Genomic DNA, 23,332 nt, shown 5'->3' on the forward strand with positions numbered 1-23,332 from the left:
TTATTCTTTTGTTGTTGATAATGCTGCACCGATGGTTTTTGCAAATATTGGTTCAGGTATTTACACAGAGTCTTTATATATTAATTTAACCTGTATTGATAATACGGATGATAATCCATTAATTTATTATTCTTTAAATAATTCTCCATATATTTTATATGCTGGTACAAACATTTTTATTTTAAATAATTATAATCATGTAAGTTTAAGTTTTTTCAGTATTGATAAATATAATCATCAATCTGACATTATTACAATTAATTATTTTTTTAATGTAAGCATAGCTAATTTGAATTCAGGAAAATTTTATTCAAGTTTAATGAATGCAATAAATGATTATGATACTGGTGAAGGTAATGTGATTGAACTTTATAATTTATATTCTATTGAATCATTAATAATTAATAAATCTATTACTTTAAAATCTACTAATTCTATTTTAAATTATACTAATGGGAATAATATTCGTGTTAATGCAAATAATGTCATTTTCATTGATTTAAATATTATTTCAAATGCTTACTCTAGTGCGATAGATATATCTGCATGTAATTGTACATTATTAAATTGCTTCATAAATTGTTCAAATTCATTTTCTTGTGTTAATATATGTGGAGATGGAAATAAATTATTTTTTAATAATTTTATTAACACTAATGGTTATTCTTTTTATTTAAATTCTTCTCAAAAAACTATTTTAAAAAATAATATTTTTAATTCATATAACGGATCTATGTTATATAATTCGGATTACAATTATTTACAAAACAATACATTTATTTTTAATAATTATAATTGTCGTTTAATATTTATTGATAGCTTCTTCAATGATATTTATTCTAATAATTTAACAGTCGGTATTAATCTATTTGATTCAGGAAATAATACTTTTCATAGTAATTGGATATATAACAAACCTAAATCTGGTGAAAATACTTCTTTAATAAATTATTATTTAATTAATATTGATTGTCCTAATTATTCTAATACTTTTTATTTAAATTATATTTTATTTGATTATTATGGAGGAATGAAAACGCATAATATTTATATTACTTCATATAGTCATGTTGATTTGTCTGATAATTGGTGGGGTGATTATGGAGTATTAAGTTTAATTTATTACAAAAGGTATAAGGATATTGTTTTTGATTCTTATATTGTGTTAAATGCAGATATTTCTTCATATAATGTTCATGATGGATTGATTTATGGAGCCATTATTTCTTGTGATTTGACTCATAATTCTAAAGGTGTTGATTTGTCATATAAGGGTTATTTGCCAAATAATATTCCAGTTAAATTTGAAAACCAGACAAACTCTTATGTTTCATATTTATCTGAAGGTCATGGATCATATTATTTTGAAGTTAATGATGATATTTCAAATTTCATTGTTAGTTCGGATTATATGGATAAAACCATCTCAATCAATCGAAGTGCTTGCGCAAGAATTCAGGTTAGTAGCACGGCTTTATATAATAATTCTCATTTAAATTTTAATCATGATTTATATCTTAATGATAGTGTTAGTTGGGTAAGTTTGATTTCTCATAACTTAAATAATTTCACTGATGAGTTATATTTAATCATTAACGGTATCATAGTGAGAAATTTCATGATTACAAATTCAGCATATGATTATTATAAATCAATGTATAGAACTGAAGTTTTTAATGCAATACATATGTATAATGATTTTTTATACAACAACATGTCAAATATCAAAGCACAATTCTATGTTTATACTTCATTAACTTATAATATCACGGATTTAAATGTCTTAATGAATAATCATTTTATTCTTATTCCGCAGTATTTTCTTGAGTTTATTACTTCATTACAAGATATTGATTGGAAAGAGTATTTATTATTTTTAGTTTTGGACTATTATAATTTAACCAATGATGAAAAAATTTTTGTTAAAAATCATTATAAAGATTTTCATGATACTGCATATGTAAGTATTAGTTATCCTGGAGATAAATTGAAGAAGTACAATGCACAAGATGAGAATAATACTTTTGATGTAATATTTATGGGTAATCAGATTTATCGTAGTTTTGATATTAGTTATATTAATGGTGCGTACTTGCACACAGACCAATTATATAAAGACAATCCTGAATTAGGTATTTTTTATTGGATTGGTGATAATGTATATTATGAAAGTAATTCAATCAAAGGACATTATATTAATTCGGATTATGATGCTTTAGAAACATTCACATTTGTTACTACTAAATTAAATGAAGATGATTTAAGGTATTGGTTGAATCAAAGAAATAATTATCCTGAAGGTTATATGAAAGCTAGTTATGGTAGTTTTTTAAATGGATTTTTAACATTATATTGTGTTGATTTGATTGCTGATATTGGGTCTAGTTTATTTAATGTAACATGGAATCGTAATACGCCTATTGCCATTAGTGTTCGAGATGATTTTAAGCATACAATTTTGAGTGGTGAATGTGATTTTCGATTTGGTATGGATGTATATGGTGAAATGAATAATGTTAAAGCTTTTAATTTTTTGGTTTCAGCCAGTTTTTCACAAATTGAATATTGGGTTATGGATGCTTTGTTTCCAGGTACTAGTCCTTATGGAAGTGTTACTTATGGTTTAGGTAATTTATTATTAAATGGTAGTTCTTTGGAAGTTCTTTTTGAAGATGGTTTTGTCATTATTCGGGAGAAAGGTAGTAATTTAAGGATTTTAGTTATTGATTTAGTTTCAGGTAGAGTTTGTGATGTTCTTAATTTGAGTTTTGAAGGATCGTATTGTTATTCTAATCAACAAGCTGACTGGGCCTGTGATTTTGGTGAAAAATTATTGAATGGTAGTGAAATTTTTGAAATATTAGTTAATTATTATATAAATATTACCTATACTTATCTTCAAGATATGATTAATGGTGCATTTGAATCAATTGACGATTATCTTGATAGTATGGATAATAATTTTTTAGGTATTGTTGGAAGTGTTGCTATTACTGTGGGTATTGCTGCATTGTTAGTTTCAAATCCCGCGGGATGGCTAATATTGGGGGGTATTACTTTAGCAGTTTTCGGCGGAATATTGACATATTATGCCGATGACTTAAATAAAGGCTGGAATTATGAGAGAGGGGCTTGGTTTTTCGCAAATATTGCTTTATCACTTCCTTTTGGTGTTTTTAAATCGGGTGTTACTGTAGGTAAAATAATTATTAAAGAATGTGCGTTTTCAAATACAGAAGTTGTTATTATGCATTCAAATGATGCATTTGAATTACTGTGTAAATATTATTCATTAACAAAAGCAAGTATCACCTATGAACCTTATGGTACATTAAAAAGTGTAATTATTTCAGTTTATGAAACCACAAACCCTCTTGTAATTGGTGGAAAAATAACGTGGAATGCAATTAAAGGAATATTTTTATACCATCCTCTAATTAGCAGTATGATTAATTTCATATATGAAAATTAATTATTTATTGATAACATGCGAAAAAAAGATATAAATACTGTAGAATACGAGAATCATTTATTAAATATGTTCTGGAGGATTTCAATTCCTATTTATTTAATTTTATTAATATTAACTATATTTTTTAATAATCCTGCACCATTAATGGCAAGCTTATTTATTTTCTTAATTCCTGATGCGATAGGAGATAAAGATGAAGATTTTAAATGGAAATATAGATTAATTCTAAAAAATAAATATGTTAAAATCTTTTTGATAATTTGTATTTTGCCTTTCTTAATTGCAATTATTTATAAAAATATTTTATGATTTGGGGGAAATTTATGAATTTAATTAATGAAATAATGAATAGTCATGCTAAAAGTTACCTTTTATTATTAATTCTTCCTTTTGGTGCTTTTTTATTAAATTATTTGAATATTATATCTTTAAATGATAAAAATAAAAAACAAATGATACTTTTAGCATTCATGGGATATTTGGTATTTTTAACAGTACATTTTAGATTTATCAGTCCATATGGAGAATAATGGGATAAGATGGTGCTCTAATGAATATTAAAGGTTTAATTTTATCTGTATGTTATATAATCGGTTTAATATTAATATTTCGTGGCGAAGAGTTAATTGATAGAATTAGTGTTAAAAATTTAGCAAGTTTAACTTTAATTTTTTCTATCGTAATAACAATTTTATTGTTTTATGTTTTTTAAATTATTCAAAATAAGAATTTGTGGTGGCAATGATAATGAATTATTTAAAAATTATACTTTCTAATAGATCCGATTTAAATCCTCAGGAAAGATTTACTAGATTTAAACTCACATATTTTTTAGCTATATGCTCAATTATTATAATATCTTACATTATTTCATTTTTCATTTCAAATGGGGTTATTTCATTCCTTTTAGAAGGAATTGTAATCTCATTAATTTTAATATTTTTCATGTCGCTTTCAGTTAGAAGCTATTACAAAAATAAAGACATGGATTATAAAGATTTTTCTGACAGAATGTTTTTTATTATCTTATTTTTAGGAATTAGTTTTGTAGTTATAACAGAGTTTCTTAAATGAATTGATTCAGGTGAATTATGGATAAAAAAGATATTTTAATGATACTTTTCATTGGCATTGTTTTAATTGTATGTTATGGATTGTTTATACTTAATAATAAACTATTTTTATGTGGAATAATTGTTCTATTTATTTATTATCTTTATTTAAATCGTTTATTTAATAATATGTATTATAAAATAATTAATTTCATTTTTTGGACAGTAATTGGACTGATAATGATAGTATTCTTTCCAAAATAATCTTGGATTGTAATCTGAATTATAAGGATAATATTTAATAAACATTTAAGATATAATTTAATAGTGACTATTTTATTATGTTAATAAAACACTGAATTATAAAATTGAATATTGGTGATAAAATATGAATGAACTAGGTAGAACATTTACATCAGAATCAGTAACTCAGGGACATCCTGACAAGGTTGCAGATATTATTTCTGATGCTATATTGGATGCATATATGGCACAGGATAAAAATTCACACGTTGCATGTGAAACTTGTGTAACAACTGATTTTTGTATGGTATTTGGTGAAATAACCTCATCAGCTCATATCTCAGAAGATGAAATTGAAAAAATCATTAGGGATACTATCATTGAAATTGGATATGACAATCCTGATTTAAAATTTGATGGTCACACTTGTAAAGTTGAAAATAGGCTTCATGAACAATCTGCGGATATTAATCAAGGGGTAGACCGTGGAGAAGAAGAAACCGGAGCTGGAGATCAGGGAATGATGTTCGGTTTTGCAACTAATGAAACTGAATCATTAATGCCTTACCCTATTGATCTGGCCCGTAAATTAACTAATAAATTAACTGAACTCAGAGAAAGCGGAGAAATCCCATATTTAAGACCTGACGGTAAAGCACAGGTCTCTGTAAATTATGATAAAGACGGCAATGTCGTTTCACTTGATGCGGTGGTATTGTCAACCCAGCATGATGAGACAATGTCCGAAAATCAGGAACAGTTGAAAGAGGATATCCGTGAAAAACTCTTCAAAGCAGTTATTCCTGAAGAACTTATGACTGAAGATACTAAAGAGCACATCAATCCGACAGGTAAGTTTGAAATTGGCGGACCTCACGGTGATGCTGGTTTAACCGGCCGTAAAATCATTGTCGATACCTATGGAGGATATGCCCGCCACGGTGGAGGAGCATTTTCAGGTAAAGACGGTACTAAAGTAGACCGAAGTGCATGTTACATGGCAAGATACATTGCTAAAAACATCGTAGCTAGCGGACTTGCAGAAAAATGTGAAATCCAATTATCCTATGCTATTGGAGTTGCAGAACCGACTTCAGTTATGGTGGATACTTTTGGAACCGGTGCAGATGTTGACTTTGAAAAAATTGTACGTGAAAACTTCAAGTTAACGCCTGACGGAATCATCGAAACCTTAGGTTTAAGGGATGTTAAATTTAAACAAACCGCTAAATACGGCCACTTCGGTATTGAAGGTCTTCCATGGGAAGAAACCGACAAAGCTGAAGATTTAAAAAAGTATATTAAAAACTAAATCTGACTTTCCTCTTTTGAGGATAAGTTTTCTATTTTTTTATTTCTATTTTTCTTTTAAAATCTTTTCATTTTTTAAAATTTTAAATATTGCAATAAACTTTATTTAATATTTAAAACAAAAATATAAGTATTATAAATTATTAATTTTTGAGGAGTTACAATGCCAATAAAAGAGGCAGAAAAATCATACGATCATGATAAAATAGAAAAGAAAGTTCAGAAATTCTGGAAGGAATTTGAAACTTTTAAAAAAGTTAATGAACTTAGAGCAAGTGGTCCTAGATACTCATTTCTGGACGGTCCACCTTACTGTAGCGGTAGAATACATTTAGGTACAGCATGGAATAAAACAATTAAAGATACATACCTACGTTTTAAATCCATGAACGGATTCAGCCTAAGGCGCCAGGCCGGATGGGATATGCACGGACTTCCAATCGAGAATAAAGTGGAACACCTAATGGATATCCAGTCCAAACAGGAAATCGAAGAGACCATTGGAATAGCTGCTTTTGTAGACAAATGTAGAGAATTTGCAATGGAAAACAAAGTTGCGATGGAAGAGCAGTTCGACCAGTTGGGTGTTTGGATGGATTGGGATGATCCATACATGACTTTGGATCCGAAATATATGGAATCTTCCTGGTGGACACTAAAAAAGGCAAATGAGCAAAACCTGCTTGTACACGACCAAAGGGTAATCAGCTGGTGTCCTCACTGTGGTACAGCTCTTGCAGCAGCAGAAATTGAATATGAAGAAAAGGTTGACCCTTCAATATTCATTAAATTCCCGGTAACCGGTGAAGAAAATACATATTTCCTTGTATGGACAACAACTCCATGGACACTTCCGGCTAACCTTGCAATCTGTGCAAACCCTGAATTTGATTATGTTTACGTTTCAAAAGACGGTGAAACTTATATCTTGGCTGAAAACCTTATGGAAGAGGTTTTAGGAAAACAGGTCAAAATCCACAGAACCAAAATTCCTGCAGAAAACGAAGGCGAAGAAGATAAAATCATCGAAGAAAAAGAAGTAATGTATGAAGTCATTAAAACCGTAAAAGGTGAAGACTTAATCGGAATGGCTTACGATTACATTTTAGCTGATGAAATTCCAAAACAGATGGAATTCGACTCAGAAATTGAAAAAGTCCACACAATATTGCCTGGTGACCATGTGGAACTTGGTGAAGGTACAGGTTTGGTACACACCGCACCCGGACACGGTCCTGACGACTTTGAAGTCGGTCAGGCAAACGGACTTCCAATATTTTGTCCTGTAGGCGAAGACGGATGCTTCACAGAAGATGCAGGAAAATACGATGGAAAATTCACAAAAGATGAAAACCAGCAAATTATTGAAGATCTGCAGGCTAAAAATTTAATGTACAGAGTCGAAACCATTGAGCACAGATACGGAGTATGCTGGAGATGTAAGACTCCAATCATATACCGCGCTACCAAACAATGGTTTTTAAAAGTCACAGAAATCAAACAGAAAATGTTGGATGAAATTGCAAAAGTCGAATGGGTACCTAAATGGGCTGGAGAAGGCAGATTCCATGATTGGGTAGACAATGCACGTGACTGGACAATTTCAAGACAAAGATACTGGGGTATTCCGATTCCTATATGGGAATGTCCTGACTGCGGTGAGCTGAAAGTAATCGGTTCTCTTGACGATCTCAAATCCGAAGCATTAAATGAAATCAATGTAAGCGATGCTGAGCTTATCCACAGGCCATACGTTGATGAGGTTGAAGTGAAATGTGATTCCTGCGGAAAAGCTATCAGAAGGATTCCTGACGTATTGGACGTATGGATTGACTCAGGTGTAGCCGGTTGGGCTTCACTGTACTATCCTGAAGAAAAGGAAAAATTCGAAGACTGGTATCCATATGACTTCATTACTGAAGGTCACGACCAAACAAGAGGATGGTTCTATTCACAACTCGGAACAGGGGTAATTTCAATGGGCAGAAGTCCATATCAAAAAGTATTAATGCACGGTTTCGTTTTAGATGAAAACGGAAATAAAATGTCCAAATCTTTAGGTAATGTAGTGTCTCCTGAAGAAGTGATTGAGAAATACGGCGCAGACGTCTTAAGATTCTACTTATTATGGGCATCAAAACCATGGGATGACTTAAAATTCGTATGGGACGAACTCCTTAACATCAACAAGATGTTTAATATTTTATGGAATGTATATGTATTTTCAACAACTTACATGTCTTTGGATAACTTCAATCCTACAGAAATAACTGAAGATGATATTATTTTAAGGTCTGAAGACAGATGGATTATCTCCAAGGCCAATACGTTGGTGAAAGAGGTTGGTGAAGATTTCGATAAGTTATTCTTCCATAAGGCTACAAGAAAAATTAATAATTTCATATTGGAGGATTTAAGCCGTTGGTATGTAAGGCTTATCCGTGGAAGAACCTGGGTTGAAAGCGACGATCCGGATAAATTGGGTGCATATTACAGCTTATACACTGCTCTTACTAAATTAATATCTGTATTATGTCCTATTGCTCCTCATGTATCAGAAGAAATCTATGAAAACCTTGTAAAAGGAGTCAATCCTGATGCTCCTGAAAGTATTCACATGAACGATTGGACTTATGACGAAGATGCAATAGACGTGGAGCTTGAAGCTAAAATGGATGTTGCACGTGAAGTAATAGATGCATCAATCAGAGCACGTGACATTGCCCAATATAAACTCAGATGGCCGGTATCTGATATTACTGTCGTATCTCAGGATGAGGATGTTTTAAAAGCTATTGGAGAGTTAACTGATATCATTAAAGACCAGTCCAATACTAAAGATGTTTTATGCGCCAGTGAGTTTGAAAAATTGTCTTTCAATGCAAAACCTAATCTCAAGACTTTAGGTCCAAGGCTTAAGGGAGACATGGGTAAGGTAATGGCCGCATTAAAACAGGGTGACGGCAATCAAATCAAGGCAGACCTTGAAGCCAACGGAAGCATAACAATAGAAGGTCATGAATTGTCTGGCGATGACGTACTCTTTGATTCAGAACTTCCGGATGATTTCGTTTCATCAGAGTTTGAAGGCGGAAATGTATTCGTTAACACAAACATTACTCTGGAAATCAGACAGGAAGCAATGGCTCGTGAACTCATAAGAAGGGTTCAGGACATGAGAAAAGATTTGGATTTGGATGTTGAAGCAAACATTGACGTATGCGTCGAAACAACTCCGGAATTTAAAGAATTGATTACTCCTCAATCAGAATTCATCTCTCATGAAGTCAGGGCCAGAAGTTTAACAATTACAGACAGCGAAGTTTGCGATAAAGCTAGTGATTATGAAAAAGAATGGGATATAGAAGGCGAGAAAGTAATCATATCCATAAAAAATATCTAAGGTGTTTAAAATGACTTTAACAGATTCTGAAGTGGAATATATTGAAGGTATTCTTGGCAGGGAAATGAATGAGCTTGAAGAGGGAATGTTGGATGTAATGTTCTCTGAGCACTGTTCATACAAAAGCAGCAGACCAATTTTAGGTACTTTTCCAACTGAAGGAGAAAATATTATTTTAGGTCCTGGCGACGATGCGGGGTTAGTTTCTGTCACAGACAAATACGCTCTTGCAGTTGGTATGGAATCTCACAATCACCCGTCAGCTATTGAACCTTATGGTGGAGCTGGAACTGGTATTGGAGGAATTCTAAGAGATATTATTTCAATGGGTGCAATGCCTATAGCTCTTCTTGATTCCTTAAGATTCGGTCCTCTGGAAGATGAAAAATCAAGATACCTATTCGAACATGTTGTAAAAGGAATTTCAGATTACGGTAACCGTGTTGGTGTTCCAACCGTCGCAGGTGAAATAGAATTCGATGAATCCTTCAGAACAAATCCTTTAGTAAATGTAATGTGCGTGGGACTTGTCGAGAAAGATAAAATCGTACGTGGTCAGGCACCTTATGTCGGTGATGTATTCTTCCTTATGGGAGGAACCACTGGCCGTGACGGTATTCATGGAGTAACTTTCGCATCTGAAGAGCTGACATCTGACTCTGAAACTGAAGACAGGCCTGCTGTACAGGTAGCAGATCCGTTCACTAAAAAAAGAGTATTGGAAGCATCACTCGAGATTCTAGAAGAAATTGATGTAAGTGGTGTCAAGGATTTGGGTGGTGGAGGCCTTACCTGTTGTATTTCAGAGCTTGTAGACGAATCAGACAATGCGGCATTCGTTGACCTTCGTTCCATTCCTTTAAGAGAAACTGGAATGACTCCATATGAAATAATGCTATCCGAATCACAGGAAAGAATGGTATTCGTATTAAATCCAAAAGATGTTGAAAAGGCAACTGAAATCTGTGACAAGCATGAAATTGTCTCAGCAGTGATCGGTGAGGTAAGGGAAGGCAATAACATGATAATTTCTGATGAGGGTGATGAAATTGCAAACTTGCCTACTATTTTACTCGCAGACCCGCCATCCTTAAACAGACCATTGGAAGAAATTCCTGAAGATCTGGAGCCTGTTGTTGTTGAACATCCTCCAATTAAGGAATCCTTGCTTAAATTATTGTCTTCACCGAATATAGCTTCAAAAAGCTGGGTTTACAAACAATATGACCATGAGGTTCAGGTAAGGACTGTCGTAAAGCCTGGAGATGATGCGGCTGTTTTAAGAATTGATGATACAACAGCTATCGCTCTTACAACTGATTCAAATACAATCCACACTAAATTGTCTCCATTTGACGGAGCTGCCGGATGTGTTGCTGAAGCTATCCGTAATGTAGTTTCAATGGGAGCTACTCCATATGCTGTGGTGGATTGTCTTAACTTCGGTAATCCTGAAAAGCCTGATATCCTATGGCAATTCAAAAGAGCCATTGAAGGTATGAGTCTGGTTGCCGAGAAATTTGAAGCTCCTGTCATCAGCGGAAATGTAAGTTTCTATAATGAAACGGAAGGAATTAAAATCAATCCGACTCCTGCTGTTGGTGTCATAGGTGTTGAAAATATCGAAAATATTAGAACTATGGACTTTAAAAATGAAGGGGATAAAATCCTGTTAATTGGAGAAACTTTTGATGAATTGACAGGTTCTGAATATCACAGAACTATACATAATTTGGAAAAAGGTGTAGCTCCAAGAATTAGAATTGATGACGAAGTTGCTAATGCTAAAACAATATTAAACTTATTGGATGGGGATTATAATAAGGATATCACTGCAATTCACGATGTGTCTGCAGGAGGTTTGGCAATTGCACTTTCTGAAATGGTAATGTCATCCGATATTGGCTGTGAAGTTGAATTAACTTCCGATGATTTGGATGAAAATCAATTAATTTACTCTGAAAGTCATGGCAGATATTTAATGACTGTCAAATCTGATGCTGCCGATGATATATTATCAAAAATAGATGTTCCTGTAACTGTTATAGGGGAAGTTAAAGGTAATGTCCTAAAAATTAATGATAATGAATTCGGCATTGATGAATTGAAAGATTCATATTATGGCGTTATTGAAAAATACATGGCTTAAATAAGTTTGACTGGTGTTTATATGTTTTTATCAAAATTAGACTCTTTAAATGATGCCTTAAAGTTGATTGATGACAATCAGCAGTTAATGGACACAGAAGAAGTTCCATTGGATGAGGCACATAAAAGAGTATTGGCAGAAGATATTATCGCATATCATAATTCTCCACCTTTTGATAAATCTGCAATGGATGGTTTTGCACTTAGGGGGGAAAATACGTTTGGTGCATCTCAATCCAAACCTAAAACATTGAAAATTGTTGATGCTATGGGTGCTGGAGATTTTTGTGATAAGACGATTAATGAAGGTGAAGCTATTGTAATAGCTACTGGTGCACCTATTCCTGATGGAGCTGATGCTGTTTTAATGAAGGAATACACTACTACAGATGGGGATGAACTGACTATTTATTCTCAGGTTACTCCCGGTGAAAATGTCTCTCCAAAGGCTGAGGACATTAAAAAAGGAGATCAGATTCTTTCTAAAAATACTTTCATCAGATATCAGGAAATGGGACTGATTGCATCTGCAGGTTATAGTAGCGTTAAAGTTTATAAAAAACCTAAAATCAAGTTAATTGTAACTGGTAATGAACTGGTGGAACCTACTAAAGATGAAATCGACAAGGCTAAAATTATCAATTCCAATAAATATTCCATAAAATCCTTAATTGAGGATGCCGGTGCTCTTGTTAGCTTTACTCATGCTGGCGATACATTTGAAGAAGTAAGGGATGCAGTTTTAAAAGCAAGCGAAGAGTATGATGTCATCATGACAACAGGCGGAACGGCCATCAGTAAAGGGGATGTTGTATTGGATGTTGTCGATGATTTGGGCGAAATTTTATTCCATGGAGTATCAATAAGGCCGGGCAAGCCGATTGGTGCAGGAATAGTTAATGGAAAAATCATATTCACCTTTTCAGGCCAGCCTGTTGCGGCAATGACTCAATTTGATATATTTGCCCGTAAATTTTTATTTAAAATGCAAGGAAGAGACTTCAATTGGCATTTTGTCAAAAGACAAGCGCAATTAAAGATTCCATCTCAGCTTGGAAGAACTGATTTCATTCGCGCTTTCACTGATGATAATGATGCCAGACATATATTGAATAGAGGTTCAGGCATTATACGTTCAATGGTTGAGGCTAACAGCTATATCATAATTGATGAGAATGATGAAGGATATCAGAAAGGCGATATGGTGGACGTTGTCTTTTTCGATTCTTTGCTTTGGTAATGTTGTGGTGTTTTAATGAATGGGATTTATTATTATCTGGTAGCTTTCTTTGTCATATGGACGGTGGCTTTAATATTTAATAATAGATTATCCACTCATGGCTTTTCCATAGAATTTCCTGTAATAATGTGGAGAACAGGAAGACTTAGGGGATTAATTTCCCGTATTGCCAATATATCTCCACGTTTTTGGAAATATTTCATGACACTGGGTATTTTCGTATCGTTTGGGGCAATGATATTAATGGCATGGCTTCTGGTGTCATCTCTGGAAACGGTTACAACTGCTCCTTCGGTATCTTTAGTCATTCCTGGTGTTGAAATGCCGGGCTCATCGATTTATGTTCCTTTGGGATATGGATTGATTGGACTTGCTACAGTGCTTATTGTCCATGAGTTTTCTCACGGTATTGTCGCCACAGCTGAAAAAATCAGCATAAAATCCATCGGACTGTTATTGTTTTTAATCATTCCGGGAGCCTTTGTAGAGCCTGATGAAGCGGAATTGATGGCTTCTAAAAAAATATCCCAACTGAGGGTTTATGCTGCAGGTTCAATTGCGAACATGTCTTTGGCGGCCATTGCATTAATCATATTTTTAGTGATTTCATCATATGCAATACCTGCCAATTTTCAGGAAAACGGAATTGAAATCAATCGTGTCGTAAGTGATTCACCGGCTAGCGAGTATTTAAAGGAAGGAATGATTATAGAGTCTATTGATAATCACACGGTGGATGATTCAGACAGTTATCTGGATATTGTCGGATCCTTTAAACCTGGCGATAATGTTAGCGTAGGCACTAATGAGGGCACGTATACGCTGACATTAGATAAAAATCCTAACAATGAATCTGTGGGTTACTTTGGTATTCAGGCAGGAAAACATTTCGAATTGAAGAATAACGCTTTTGGTCCGCTTCCATGGATTTACTTTAATCTGCTGGAGCTGTTCCAATGGATGTTTGTTTTAAACTTGGGAATAGGTACATTCAATCTGCTTCCTATGAAGCCGTTGGACGGCGGTAAAATGCTTGAAATATTGCTTAGCTATAAACTTCCTGAACATCAATACAAGCCGCTGGTAAATTCAATTTCAGTCATCATGGCAATGGTCATTGTTTTCAGTTTAGTTGCAAGTTTTCTTTAAATTCACTCTTACATGTATGGCAAGATATTTTATTTATATTTTTTTTAACCTTATTTTTATTATTTTATAATTATGCATCATAATTTCAATAGTTTTAGAAAAATTATATTGAATTATTAATGATTATTTTAATTAAATGGCATTGTTTTGATGAGTGGTTTTTCGGTAAAAAAAATAAAGGATTGAAAGAAAATTAATTCTTTCAATTTAGAAGTATCTTTCTAAGATACCTTCTAAGATTTTGTAGTGACGACCTTCGTCTTTGGAACTTTCTCTGAAGAAATCAGCAGCGGTTTCAATGCCAGCTTCTTGAGCTTTTTCAGAAGCTTCTCTTTTTTCAGCGTTAGCCATTTTTTCTCCGCCCATCATCCATTCGATGTTAGCTTTGAGGTCATCTTTGATGATTCCGTTCATTTCACAGAATCTTGCAGCATGTTCAGCTTCTTCCCATGCTAATCTTTTGAATACTTCGGCTAATTCCCCATAGCCTTCTCTGGAAGCTTGTCTGGACATTGCTAAGTAGATACCTACTTCGTTGGTTTCTCCTTCAAAGTTTCCTGCAACAAATTTTTCTACAGGTGTTCCTTTTGTAATACCTATTTCATGTTCGTATTTTACCATATTAATACATCTCCTTTTAATTATAATTCTTTACAAGCTTGAGCTAATTTTTTACCTAATTCATAGCTTGCTTCGTTTTCGTCATCGGTTGGAATGAAGTAAATTTCTTGAGTGTCAATTACATCAAATCCGCAGTTACCTAATTCTTCAGCGAGTTTAGCAGGAGCTCCTCCTCTTCCACCCATGGAACCGAAGGTAACAGCTTTTCTTTCAATACCAGTTCTGTTGAATAATAGACCTTTCAAGTAGTACATGATGTCCCCGATACTTGGGAATGGAACATCGTTAATGGTAGGGTCTCCAATTGCAACTCCTTTACTGGTCAGGATACTTTTAACAATTTCGGATCTTTCATCTTCATGCAAGAAGAAGATTTCAACATCGTATCCTTCAGAGATTGCACCTTCAGCAATTTCGTGAGCCATGGTCTGGGTTGAGTAGTGCATTGTGTCGTATATGATTGTGATTTTGTCTTCACATACACCGGTTGCCCAGTTTTGGTATGCTCCAATGATTTGCATTGGGTCAGTCCAGATTTGACCGTGGGATGGTGCAATAACTTTGATTTGTTCGAGTAATCCTAATTCAACTACTTCATTTAATTTTTTAAGTACTAATTTTGAAAGTGGAGTAATTAAGTTTGCGTAGAATTTTTGAGCAGCGTCCATTAACACGTATTCAGGGATTTCGTCACTGAATCTTTGTGTGTAACATAAGTGTTGACCGAATGCATCGTTAGGGAATAAAATACCGGTTTCATCGGCAAGCAAGGTAAACATGCTGTCTGGCCAGTGGAGTAAGAATGCATCCAGGAATGCTAAGGTTCTTCCGCCGACATCTAATGTGTCTCCGGTTCCGACAGTAATGAATTCAGCACCTTCTAATTTAGGGTAATGTTTTAAAAGTCCTTTAACTGCAATTTCGGTACAGTAAATAGGTGCTTCAGGGAATCTTTTGTGCAAGTCATATAAAACACCTGAGTGGTCTTTTTCAACGTGGTTTTGGATGATGTAGTCAACTTTTACATCTCTTCCTTCCTGTGCGAATGCATCGTCGATACGTGCCATCATTTCAGCAGTTTTTCCAGGGTAAGCATTATCGATGATTGCTGCTTTATCTTCTCCAAATACAATGTATGCATTGTAAGTGGTTCCGTCTAAGGTGTATCCGTGGTAGCTTCTTAAATCCCAGTCAAGAACACCAATCCAGTATACTCCTTCAGCTATTTTTTGAGCATTAGCTTTCATAATATATTCCTCAATTAAATTTGTTTGAATCCATACGAATGACATATGAATTTATTATATTTATGTTAAAGAAAATATATATAAGTTATGTTTTCAAAAACTGTTCGTTTTTTAAAATTGAACAATACACTAAAAAATACATTTTTTAGATAATTATATTAATCAATAAATTAAATAATTGTTAATAAGAGGTGCAAATTAATGGCAGATGAAAAACCAATACAAATTTTCTCAAATCCCGAAAAAAATATTGGCGTTAATGTTATTAAAAGTCCAGTAAAACTAACAATTCTAGAAATGCTAAGAGATAGCGAAATGGAATTTGATGAGATAGTTTCAAATACAGGCAAATCAAAATCCACAGTTTCTGTCCATTTAAAAAGTTTAAGAGAATCAGGTATTGTTTCATTTAAAATTCATCCTAATGATAACAGAAAAAAGATTTTTTATATTAATTCAAAATATTTGGGTTCCGTTAATCTGACAGAGCAAAAAGAAATTGAAGAGACTCAAAAAGATTATTTGGTCGATAATATCATTGATAACGATGGTGATTTCACCGTTTTATTATTCCATACATTAAGATCCATGCTCATTCAGGAAGGAATTAACATTGATCCCGTATTGCAGGCAACAGGCGTTCGCATAGGCAGATCAATTTTTGATTCACTATATGATGATGATTTAGACATATTTTTACAAAATATCGCTGAATTCTGGGAATCCAAAGGTTTGGGCAAGGTATCCTTTGAAGTTGGTGATATTATTAAAATCACAGCTCTTGACTGCTTCGAATGCGGATTGCTGCCTAAAACAGGTAAACCGGCATGCTTTTTAGATACGGGTATTTTTGAAGCGCTGTTTTCAGAATATTTCAATTCGCCGGTTAATGTAATTGAAATCCAATGTTATACTATGGGTGATGGTAAATGTGTTTTTGAAGTTGAACCATTTGCTGTTAACCAGAATTAATCATCCAATTTGATAATTGTGGTTGTAAGATAAGGCTTGTCTTTTGAAAAGCCTTCAATGATTTCTTCATTTTCACGGGTACAATTTTGAACGGAATAAACGTCTTTGGTACGTTTATTGTTCTCTATTTTTAATTCTAATTTTCTCATGTTTCTTGATGCTTTCATCAATGCTATCGCGTTACTGTATTCCATCACATCATCAAGCCTGTCATCAATTTTCGGAACAACTGTTAATATATTGTTCTGTTCAACCAATGCCTCATTACGGGCCGCTGCACAGGCAGTAAATGCAGTAATTCCAGGAACTGTTTCTATTTCATAAGCTCCTTTCAGTTTCTTTTGAACATATGAATATGTACTGAATATTGAAGGGTCTCCAAGAGTTATAAATGCCACATCACGTCCGCTATCCAGATATTGTGCAATTAACTCTGAAGCGGAGGTCCATACCTTTTCAAGTTCATCTTTATCTTCAATCATAGGAAATATCGGTTCCACAAGCATTAATTTTTTGTAATCTTTTCTTTTTTCGATTATTGGTTTGACAATTGAAAGTGATATACTTTCCTTTTCTTTTGATGATTTCGGTGAAAAAACAACAGGAACACTTTCCAGAATCCTAGCAGCTTTCAATGTTAATAATTCAGTATCTCCAGGTCCAACACCAATTCCAAATAACTTTCCTCTTTCAGTCATATTATCACTTATAAATATTTCTTTTCAAATGCTCTTATATAATTTATTTATAGTATACTATACTAATATATTTTTGATGTCAAATTCTATGTTTTGTCCAAATTGTGGTATGCTTAAAAGTAATTGTATCTGTAAACATAAGAGTACTGTTGAAACTGAGGGTTCAACTAGTTTATTTAGTTTTTCCAAGCCTCAGACAACATCTATTTTAGATGATGAGATACAGGAGTCTTATTCTATTGAAGACCATAAGATGCAGGTAAACAGGTTTTTTGAACTTAAGGAGTTATACCCGCATATAAATGAAGATATTATAGAGAATTTCCCGTTTTACGAACCAAGATTCGGCCAGTTTGAAATTATTCAAAATATTGATGATGCAATCAAGCAGGGATATAAATATATCATTTTGGAAGCGGGAACCGGTACGGGAAAGTCCGCAATCGCAACGACTCTGGCTAAAATGTATGGTTCAGCATATATCCTAACAATGACAAAGCAGCTTCAATCACAATATAGCAACGAATTTGAATTTCCGCTGGTTAAGGGAAGGTCTAACTTTTCCTGTTTGCATGACGGTCTGGAAGTAACCTGTGATATGGGGGCATGTAAGACATCCCCTACTTCAAGCAACTTTTTCTGTGAGTTCGGTGTTGCTAAAAATCCGACATTGGATGCTGAGTTGGCTTTTGAGGATTCCTTTGGAGGTGCTGTGTTTTATCAGTCTCCTGCCCACTGTCATTATTGGGAACAGAAAACCAATTCAATCAATTCTCCAATAACTTTAATGAATTACGATTATGCTATAGCGGAATTAAACTATGTAAAGCATTTCGGTACAAGATCCCTGCTTATTCTGGACGAAGCCCACAACATTGAATCCAAACTGATGAATACGATGGAGGTCAATATCTATAATCACCGTTTGGAAAAGGACATTAGTAGGGTGATTTCCAAGGAAACGCTGAAGGATGGAGAACTCCCTGATTGGCTTATGGAAATTTCAGCTATTGCCGAGTCATATGAAGATATTGACATTAAGGATTTATCCAAAAACAAGGCAGAAAGAATCCGATCCACCATATCAAGGCTTAAAGTACTTAAGAAAAATCTTGAAAGCGAACCTGAAAACTGGGTTATCGACAGCGATGAAAACGGCGTTTCATTCAAACCGTTAAGGGTACACCATTATGCCAAAGACAGTCTGCTTAAATATGGTGATGTTGTTATTTTCATGAGTGCAACTATCCTGTCAAGCAATCTCTTTTCAAAATGGCTGGGATTGTCTCCTGATGAGGTCTATCACATTAAAGTTGACAGTCCGTTCACTAAAGAAAAAAGACCTATCATTCTGGATTTGGCGGGAAAAATGTCTAAAAACAGAATAAGTAAGACAGCACCAAAAACGATTCCAATACTTAAGGAAATCCTTGAAAAGCATAAGGATGAAAAGGGACTGATTCACACAAACAGCTATAAATGTCAGCATTTTATTAACAACAATTTGGTTAATTCAAGGTTGATTTCACATAATTCAGACAATAGGGAAAGAATTCTCGAATACTTTGAGAATGATGAAAATCCTTTGGTTCTGGTTTCCCCTTCAATGAGCGAGGGTGTGGATTTGCCTTATGATAAATGCAGATTCCAGGTAATCTATAAGATTCCATTCCCGTATTTGGGCGATAAGCAGATTAACATGCGCAGAAAAAAAGACCAGAAGTGGTATGCATATAAAACTGTAATGACTTTAATGCAGGCTTATGGACGTGGAATGCGTGCGGAAGATGATTACTGTTACACTTATATCCTGGATTCGGATATTAACATGGTTTTAAAAAGCCCTATATACAGATCTTTAGTTCCTGAGTTTTTTAAAGAAGCTGTCGTTAGAGTTAAAAAGTAAAAACGGACCTGGAGGGATTTGAACCCCCGATTTCAGGATCCGAAGTCCTGTGTCATTCCTGACTAGACCACAGGCCCATTAAACATGATTTATTTTTTTTCACTTTCAAGGTCTTCAACGTCTGCAAAGATTTCATCAATGGACTCGCCATCAAGCTGGGCTTGTTCATAGTCTTTTTCTTCTATTTCCTCTTTAATAAGACCTTTTTCATCATCGGATTTTTCACGAGCCGGAGGAAGATCTTCGACATTTATTTCCTCTTCATCATTTTTTCCCGGTTCTGATTTCTCGATAGTTTTTGAAAATGAGTTTTTTAGATTATTTTTAAGTTCGTTCATCTTGAACTCGCCTATTTTATAAGACTCTTTATCTAATGGAATATTACTTTTTGGGATGGTTGGTTCTTCTTTTTTGGTTTCAACTTTATTCAAAGTTTCTTTTTCTTCTTCAATTTCGTTAATTGATTCCATCATCGAATTCAACGGACCTTTAATGTTGAATATTTTAACTACTCCATAAATGAGTAATAATATTCCAATAATCAATAAAATAACCACTAAAAAGTTATTTTCGCCTGAAACAACATTGTCGATAATTCTATCAGTGCCTGAGTTGAAAACTATGATTGAAGCAACAATGAATATGATTCCAAGAATTGAGCTGACAAAGGCTAAAATTGGCTTTTCACCTATTTTAATATTAACTAGATTGTCGAAGTTTTCGCTGATGTCGTCATCGAAACCGGACGGCATGTTAATTACTTGTGATTTTTCATCCATCTCTTCGTTAATATCGGCTTCAATGATGAAATTTTCATCGATTTCAGCATCTTCATCTAAATTTAGCGCATAAGGAGTATCTTTTCCCGGACGGTAAATGTATTCATCATCAATTTCATAATCGTCTGTATTTTCGTTTAGGAAATTGATTAATTCCTCATCTTCTTCGATTTCTTCATTAACGTCCTTTCTAAATTCTAAGGATTCATCATTTTCCTCTTCGGACATATGATCAATCATATTCCTTAAGTTAGAAATCCTTTGCTCTTTTTCTTTAGAATCTTTCATAGCATTTCCTCTTAATCGTAATCTCTCCATTTATGGCCACATTTTGCACATTCAAAGAACCTTGTAGGTGCTTCATCTGCACTACGGGTTTGTTTGAGTTCATAGTATGCTTTTTTATGACCACATTCAGGACATACTTCATTAATTTGTGATCTAAGGTCTTCAGCTTCACCCATATTCACAACACCTTGCTTTTCTTTAACTTTCTGTGAAACTGAATATTCACTTTTATTTGAGGATAAATCTTTAGTATAGCCACATGAACATTTAAGCACATTATCTGTAGGAAGCAACATTGCTCCACATTCTGGGCAAAATTCCATTTTATCAACCTCTTATTTTTTCTTCATTCTATCTTTAATTTTTTTTTTAAATTATTTAAATCTATACTTTTTTTCAATATAATTTTTACCTAGAAATGCAATTTAGGCAATCATTTATAATTTTTTCATGATCAAAGGCAAGATTTATATTTTCCAAATCTTTTTTCGTGAAAATATTTATATCGCATGCATCGTCAGCCGCTTTCATTTCATCCATATTTCCTTTGGCAGTATATGCGATGCTTATTGTGTGTCTTCTAGGATCCCTATTGGGGTCTGAATAAACTCCGACGAGGTCTTTTAACACAACATTAATGCTGGTTTCCTCCAAAGCTTCTCTTACAGCAGCATCTTCAACACATTCGTTATAGTCTACAAATCCTCCAGGCAACGCCCAATAATCTTTATACGGATCATTTTTTCTTTTAATCAATATGAAATTTTCATTTTCGTCAAAAATAAAAATATCTGTCGTTACACTGGGATTTCTATATTTTCCCATATTAATCACATAAAAAAATAGAAACAAATATTGAAGTTATAATGCTTCTTCAATAAGTTGTTTGAAAGATTCACTGTCATTTTTAAGCTGTTCGGCAGCCTTTTTCAATGCATCTTTAGGGTTTGCACCATTAGTTTTAATGGTCATTATTGGTTTTCCTGTAAGAGGATGGTCTATATTATAAACTGCGAATTCAACATCTTCATCTTCCATTAAAATGTGTCTGAGTGCATTACATACTCCATGACTTTCATTTTCAATTTCAAATTCTATTTCTGTTGCAGTTTGTTTAAGAACTTTGATATCATTCATTTTATCTACCTTTTTATTCATTCACATAGTTAATTGAAACTTTACGTTTTTCTTTTTTATTACAAGTATTACATTGAACTTCGTCTTTTTTCTGGGTGGTGTGCATATAATCTCTGCAACGTGTACACATTGCCTTCAATACACCACAATCTTTATCTACAGTACTTAAATCAACATTATCTCCAGTTATCTTGACTACCTTTGCCTGCACGATATCTCCTATTCTGAATGCATCACCCAATTTTTCCAAATAATCTTTTTTGGCCTGGGATATGTGTATTGCTCCCATATAAGGCAATGCTAACGGTCTAGGATTATCTTTTATACATTCAATGTTAAAATTTGCTCTTTGTGGTTTTATGTCAGTTATTTGACCATAAACAATATCTCCTTTCTTTAAAAGAGCAGGTTTACCAAATTTTGAGTCAACAGAGATAACTCTCTTTTTTTGATTAATCTTAACGTTTCCTAGTACTGATGATTTAATTTCTCCATTGTCATCATAAGTACCTTCTCCAGGCACATACTGTTCAATTATTCCTAATTTATCTCCTGGCATTACAATTTGTTCTTTTTCTTCGCCCATATTAAATCACCAAATTAAGAAAAAAAATTTTTCATTAATATAATAATTTTATCCAAATCCATATTTATATTTAGTGTACTATCTTCTTCTAAAAAGTATTTCATCCAACTGATAATTTTCCCAGTCCCTTTTATCCAGGACAATTTCAAGCTCTTGGGGAGTTATCAGCGGTTTTTTATACATCTGTGAATCGTCAATAGCTATTCTTGGACATGCAGTCACAATAAATGCGTCTAAATCAAGGTATGGCAACAGAACATCCGGATTAACATTGTCCAGCATTATTATGAATCCTTCCATCCCGCTGTCCTTAAGCAGTTTTTTTATTTCGCGTGCAAGCTCCATTCTGTATTGTCCTTCCTTTGAAGATACTATGATTCCCCATTTTTTGGCTTCGCGTGCTTTAACGATTCTTGCAAAACGTATTCTTAAAATTCTATCAGCATATTCTGTCATTTCCCGCAGTTCATTGTTGTATGGGTCAAGGGCAAAAACGGGAGCTTTCGTAAATAGGTATATTCCTAAAGGGTGGAAATTTCCGCTTCCTATGAATAAAAAGACTTCAGCATCCAAATTTTTTATGGATGAGAAATTACATCCCAGTACCTGGCCTTTTCTTGTGCTTTTTGATGACCCGAGAACTACTTCCTTTCCATTGTCCTCAAGGAAATCTTTCATTTCATTCAGCAGATGCAGATGCTGTGTTGTTGTGACAAGTCCTATTCTGGAATAGTCCTTTAAGCTTTCAAGGCACTTTTTCAAATCATTCCTGACATCAATGTTTGCAAAGGCTTCAATAAACAGTGTGGGAGTTTCATATCTGATGGGAAGAGGCGTATGGCCGAAATGTATAATCAGGTCAACTGAATCTTTCATTTTATAGTCGCTGACATCGCATGCGCCGAAGCAGGGATCTCCGGATATGATTACATTAACGTCACATTCTTCCTCAATAGTGCGTGCAATGTTTACCGCCTGCATCTTCAGGCCTTCCGGAAATTGCAGTCCCACATTTTTGATATTGTTTTTTGAGTTGATCTTACGGATTACCCTGTCCAAATCCATATTGTACAATGACAT

The 23,332-nt window shown here is 33.8% G+C and carries 20 protein-coding genes and 1 tRNA gene; 11 read left to right on the forward strand and 10 right to left on the reverse strand.

Annotation, left to right across the window (positions count from 1 at the left end):
* Positions 1–31: 31 nt before the first annotated feature.
* The 9 genes from ACKI2W_RS10600 to ACKI2W_RS10640 all read left to right on the forward strand — a co-directional run bounded on the left by ACKI2W_RS10600 (position 32) and on the right by ACKI2W_RS10640 (position 14,018).
* A complete protein-coding gene (locus ACKI2W_RS10600) occupies positions 32–3,472 on the forward strand; it encodes a hypothetical protein (protein WP_407381933.1) in 3,441 nt (1,146 codons plus the stop codon).
* A 15-nt stretch (positions 3,473–3,487) separates the two neighbouring features.
* Positions 3,488–3,781, forward strand: coding sequence for a hypothetical protein (locus ACKI2W_RS10605; RefSeq protein ID WP_407381934.1), 294 nt, complete (start codon positions 3,488–3,490; stop codon positions 3,779–3,781).
* Between the two features lie 14 nt (positions 3,782–3,795).
* Positions 3,796–4,002: a hypothetical protein gene (locus ACKI2W_RS10610; RefSeq protein WP_407381935.1), complete on the forward strand. Its 207-nt coding sequence runs from the start codon at positions 3,796–3,798 to the stop codon at positions 4,000–4,002.
* Positions 4,003–4,219: 217 nt separating this feature from the next.
* Complete coding sequence (locus ACKI2W_RS10615; RefSeq protein ID WP_407381936.1) at positions 4,220–4,546, forward strand: hypothetical protein; 327 nt, start codon at positions 4,220–4,222, stop codon at positions 4,544–4,546.
* A 366-nt stretch (positions 4,547–4,912) separates the two neighbouring features.
* Positions 4,913–6,079 (forward strand): methionine adenosyltransferase, encoded by a 1,167-nt coding sequence (gene metK / locus ACKI2W_RS10620; protein ID WP_407381937.1) that lies wholly within the window; start codon positions 4,913–4,915, stop codon positions 6,077–6,079.
* A gap of 162 nt (positions 6,080–6,241) precedes the next feature.
* Complete coding sequence (ileS, locus tag ACKI2W_RS10625) at positions 6,242–9,481, forward strand: isoleucine--tRNA ligase (protein ID WP_407381938.1); 3,240 nt, start codon at positions 6,242–6,244, stop codon at positions 9,479–9,481.
* 10 nt (positions 9,482–9,491) lie between these two features.
* Positions 9,492–11,630, forward strand: coding sequence for a phosphoribosylformylglycinamidine synthase subunit PurL (gene purL, locus ACKI2W_RS10630; protein WP_407381939.1), 2,139 nt, complete (start codon positions 9,492–9,494; stop codon positions 11,628–11,630).
* Positions 11,631–11,651: 21 nt separating this feature from the next.
* A complete protein-coding gene (gene glp, locus ACKI2W_RS10635; RefSeq protein ID WP_407381940.1) occupies positions 11,652–12,869 on the forward strand; it encodes a gephyrin-like molybdotransferase Glp in 1,218 nt (405 codons plus the stop codon).
* A 15-nt stretch (positions 12,870–12,884) separates the two neighbouring features.
* Positions 12,885–14,018, forward strand: a complete 1,134-nt coding sequence (locus ACKI2W_RS10640; RefSeq protein ID WP_407381941.1) for a site-2 protease family protein — start codon at positions 12,885–12,887, stop codon at positions 14,016–14,018.
* A 207-nt stretch (positions 14,019–14,225) separates the two neighbouring features.
* Here the strand turns inward: ACKI2W_RS10640 and ACKI2W_RS10645 are convergent, their stop codons facing one another.
* Together ACKI2W_RS10645 and ACKI2W_RS10650 are read right to left on the reverse strand one after the other, a co-directional pair.
* Positions 14,226–14,639 (reverse strand): ferritin family protein, encoded by a 414-nt coding sequence (locus tag ACKI2W_RS10645; RefSeq protein WP_295112521.1) that lies wholly within the window; start codon positions 14,637–14,639, stop codon positions 14,226–14,228.
* Between the two features lie 20 nt (positions 14,640–14,659).
* Positions 14,660–15,886 carry an FprA family A-type flavoprotein gene (locus tag ACKI2W_RS10650; RefSeq protein ID WP_407381942.1) on the reverse strand — a complete coding sequence of 409 codons (1,227 nt, stop codon included), beginning with the start codon at positions 15,884–15,886 and terminating at the stop codon, positions 14,660–14,662.
* 201 nt (positions 15,887–16,087) lie between these two features.
* On the opposite strand from ACKI2W_RS10650, the gene ACKI2W_RS10655 reads away from it, so the two are divergent.
* On the forward strand, positions 16,088–16,858 hold the full coding sequence (locus ACKI2W_RS10655; RefSeq protein WP_407381943.1) for a V4R domain-containing protein: 771 nt from the start codon (positions 16,088–16,090) through the stop codon (positions 16,856–16,858).
* Here the strand turns inward: ACKI2W_RS10655 and cobI are convergent.
* Positions 16,855–17,556, reverse strand: a complete 702-nt coding sequence (gene cobI, locus ACKI2W_RS10660; protein WP_407381944.1) for a precorrin-2 C(20)-methyltransferase — start codon at positions 17,554–17,556, stop codon at positions 16,855–16,857. The genes ACKI2W_RS10655 and cobI overlap by 4 nt on opposite strands.
* 76 nt (positions 17,557–17,632) lie before the next feature.
* Here cobI and ACKI2W_RS10665 point away from each other — a divergent pair, with 76 nt between their 5' ends.
* Positions 17,633–19,462 carry a helicase C-terminal domain-containing protein gene (locus tag ACKI2W_RS10665; protein ID WP_407381945.1) on the forward strand — a complete coding sequence of 610 codons (1,830 nt, stop codon included), beginning with the start codon at positions 17,633–17,635 and terminating at the stop codon, positions 19,460–19,462.
* Between the two features lie 3 nt (positions 19,463–19,465).
* On the opposite strand, the gene ACKI2W_RS10670 is transcribed toward ACKI2W_RS10665, so the two are convergent.
* The 7 genes from ACKI2W_RS10670 to dph2 form a co-directional block, all read right to left on the reverse strand.
* Positions 19,466–19,539: transfer RNA gene (locus tag ACKI2W_RS10670), tRNA-Arg, on the reverse strand.
* Between the two features lie 12 nt (positions 19,540–19,551).
* Positions 19,552–20,529, reverse strand: a complete 978-nt coding sequence (locus ACKI2W_RS10675; RefSeq protein WP_407381946.1) for a topoisomerase IV — start codon at positions 20,527–20,529, stop codon at positions 19,552–19,554.
* An 11-nt stretch (positions 20,530–20,540) separates the two neighbouring features.
* Complete coding sequence (locus ACKI2W_RS10680; RefSeq protein ID WP_407381947.1) at positions 20,541–20,852, reverse strand: transcription factor S; 312 nt, start codon at positions 20,850–20,852, stop codon at positions 20,541–20,543.
* A gap of 85 nt (positions 20,853–20,937) precedes the next feature.
* On the reverse strand, positions 20,938–21,354 hold the full coding sequence (locus tag ACKI2W_RS10685) for an NUDIX domain-containing protein (RefSeq protein ID WP_407381948.1): 417 nt from the start codon (positions 21,352–21,354) through the stop codon (positions 20,938–20,940).
* Between the two features lie 36 nt (positions 21,355–21,390).
* Positions 21,391–21,666 carry a DNA-directed RNA polymerase subunit L gene (locus tag ACKI2W_RS10690; protein WP_407381949.1) on the reverse strand — a complete coding sequence of 92 codons (276 nt, stop codon included), beginning with the start codon at positions 21,664–21,666 and terminating at the stop codon, positions 21,391–21,393.
* Positions 21,667–21,679: 13 nt separating this feature from the next.
* Positions 21,680–22,252: an exosome complex RNA-binding protein Csl4 gene (locus ACKI2W_RS10695; protein ID WP_407381950.1), complete on the reverse strand. Its 573-nt coding sequence runs from the start codon at positions 22,250–22,252 to the stop codon at positions 21,680–21,682.
* A gap of 78 nt (positions 22,253–22,330) precedes the next feature.
* Positions 22,331–23,332 carry a diphthamide biosynthesis enzyme Dph2 gene (gene dph2 / locus ACKI2W_RS10700; protein ID WP_407381951.1) on the reverse strand — a complete coding sequence of 334 codons (1,002 nt, stop codon included), beginning with the start codon at positions 23,330–23,332 and terminating at the stop codon, positions 22,331–22,333.

The organism is Methanobrevibacter sp. (assembly GCF_045603845.1).
Lineage (GTDB): Archaea > Methanobacteriota > Methanobacteria > Methanobacteriales > Methanobacteriaceae > Methanocatella.

What these genes read in the sequence shown, in the direction of transcription:
- ACKI2W_RS10600 (WP_407381933.1), top strand. Translation starts at nt 32, where the DNA reads ATGGTTTTTGCAAATATTGGTTCAGGTATTTACACAGAGTCTTTATAT.
- ACKI2W_RS10605 (WP_407381934.1), top strand. Translation starts at nt 3,488, where the DNA reads ATGCGAAAAAAAGATATAAATACTGTAGAATACGAGAATCATTTATTA.
- ACKI2W_RS10610 (WP_407381935.1), top strand. Translation starts at nt 3,796, where the DNA reads ATGAATTTAATTAATGAAATAATGAATAGTCATGCTAAAAGTTACCTT.
- ACKI2W_RS10615 (WP_407381936.1), top strand. Translation starts at nt 4,220, where the DNA reads ATGAATTATTTAAAAATTATACTTTCTAATAGATCCGATTTAAATCCT.
- metK (WP_407381937.1), top strand. Translation starts at nt 4,913, where the DNA reads ATGAATGAACTAGGTAGAACATTTACATCAGAATCAGTAACTCAGGGA.
- ileS (WP_407381938.1), top strand. Translation starts at nt 6,242, where the DNA reads ATGCCAATAAAAGAGGCAGAAAAATCATACGATCATGATAAAATAGAA.
- purL (WP_407381939.1), top strand. Translation starts at nt 9,492, where the DNA reads ATGACTTTAACAGATTCTGAAGTGGAATATATTGAAGGTATTCTTGGC.
- glp (WP_407381940.1), top strand. Translation starts at nt 11,652, where the DNA reads ATGTTTTTATCAAAATTAGACTCTTTAAATGATGCCTTAAAGTTGATT.
- ACKI2W_RS10640 (WP_407381941.1), top strand. Translation starts at nt 12,885, where the DNA reads ATGAATGGGATTTATTATTATCTGGTAGCTTTCTTTGTCATATGGACG.
- ACKI2W_RS10645 (WP_295112521.1), bottom strand. Translation starts at nt 14,639, where the DNA reads ATGGTAAAATACGAACATGAAATAGGTATTACAAAAGGAACACCTGTA.
- ACKI2W_RS10650 (WP_407381942.1), bottom strand. Translation starts at nt 15,886, where the DNA reads ATGAAAGCTAATGCTCAAAAAATAGCTGAAGGAGTATACTGGATTGGT.
- ACKI2W_RS10655 (WP_407381943.1), top strand. Translation starts at nt 16,088, where the DNA reads ATGGCAGATGAAAAACCAATACAAATTTTCTCAAATCCCGAAAAAAAT.
- cobI (WP_407381944.1), bottom strand. Translation starts at nt 17,556, where the DNA reads ATGACTGAAAGAGGAAAGTTATTTGGAATTGGTGTTGGACCTGGAGAT.
- ACKI2W_RS10665 (WP_407381945.1), top strand. Translation starts at nt 17,633, where the DNA reads ATGTCAAATTCTATGTTTTGTCCAAATTGTGGTATGCTTAAAAGTAAT.
- ACKI2W_RS10675 (WP_407381946.1), bottom strand. Translation starts at nt 20,529, where the DNA reads ATGAAAGATTCTAAAGAAAAAGAGCAAAGGATTTCTAACTTAAGGAAT.
- ACKI2W_RS10680 (WP_407381947.1), bottom strand. Translation starts at nt 20,852, where the DNA reads ATGGAATTTTGCCCAGAATGTGGAGCAATGTTGCTTCCTACAGATAAT.
- ACKI2W_RS10685 (WP_407381948.1), bottom strand. Translation starts at nt 21,354, where the DNA reads ATGGGAAAATATAGAAATCCCAGTGTAACGACAGATATTTTTATTTTT.
- ACKI2W_RS10690 (WP_407381949.1), bottom strand. Translation starts at nt 21,666, where the DNA reads ATGAATGATATCAAAGTTCTTAAACAAACTGCAACAGAAATAGAATTT.
- ACKI2W_RS10695 (WP_407381950.1), bottom strand. Translation starts at nt 22,252, where the DNA reads ATGGGCGAAGAAAAAGAACAAATTGTAATGCCAGGAGATAAATTAGGA.
- dph2 (WP_407381951.1), bottom strand. Translation starts at nt 23,332, where the DNA reads ATGTCATTGTACAATATGGATTTGGACAGGGTAATCCGTAAGATCAAC.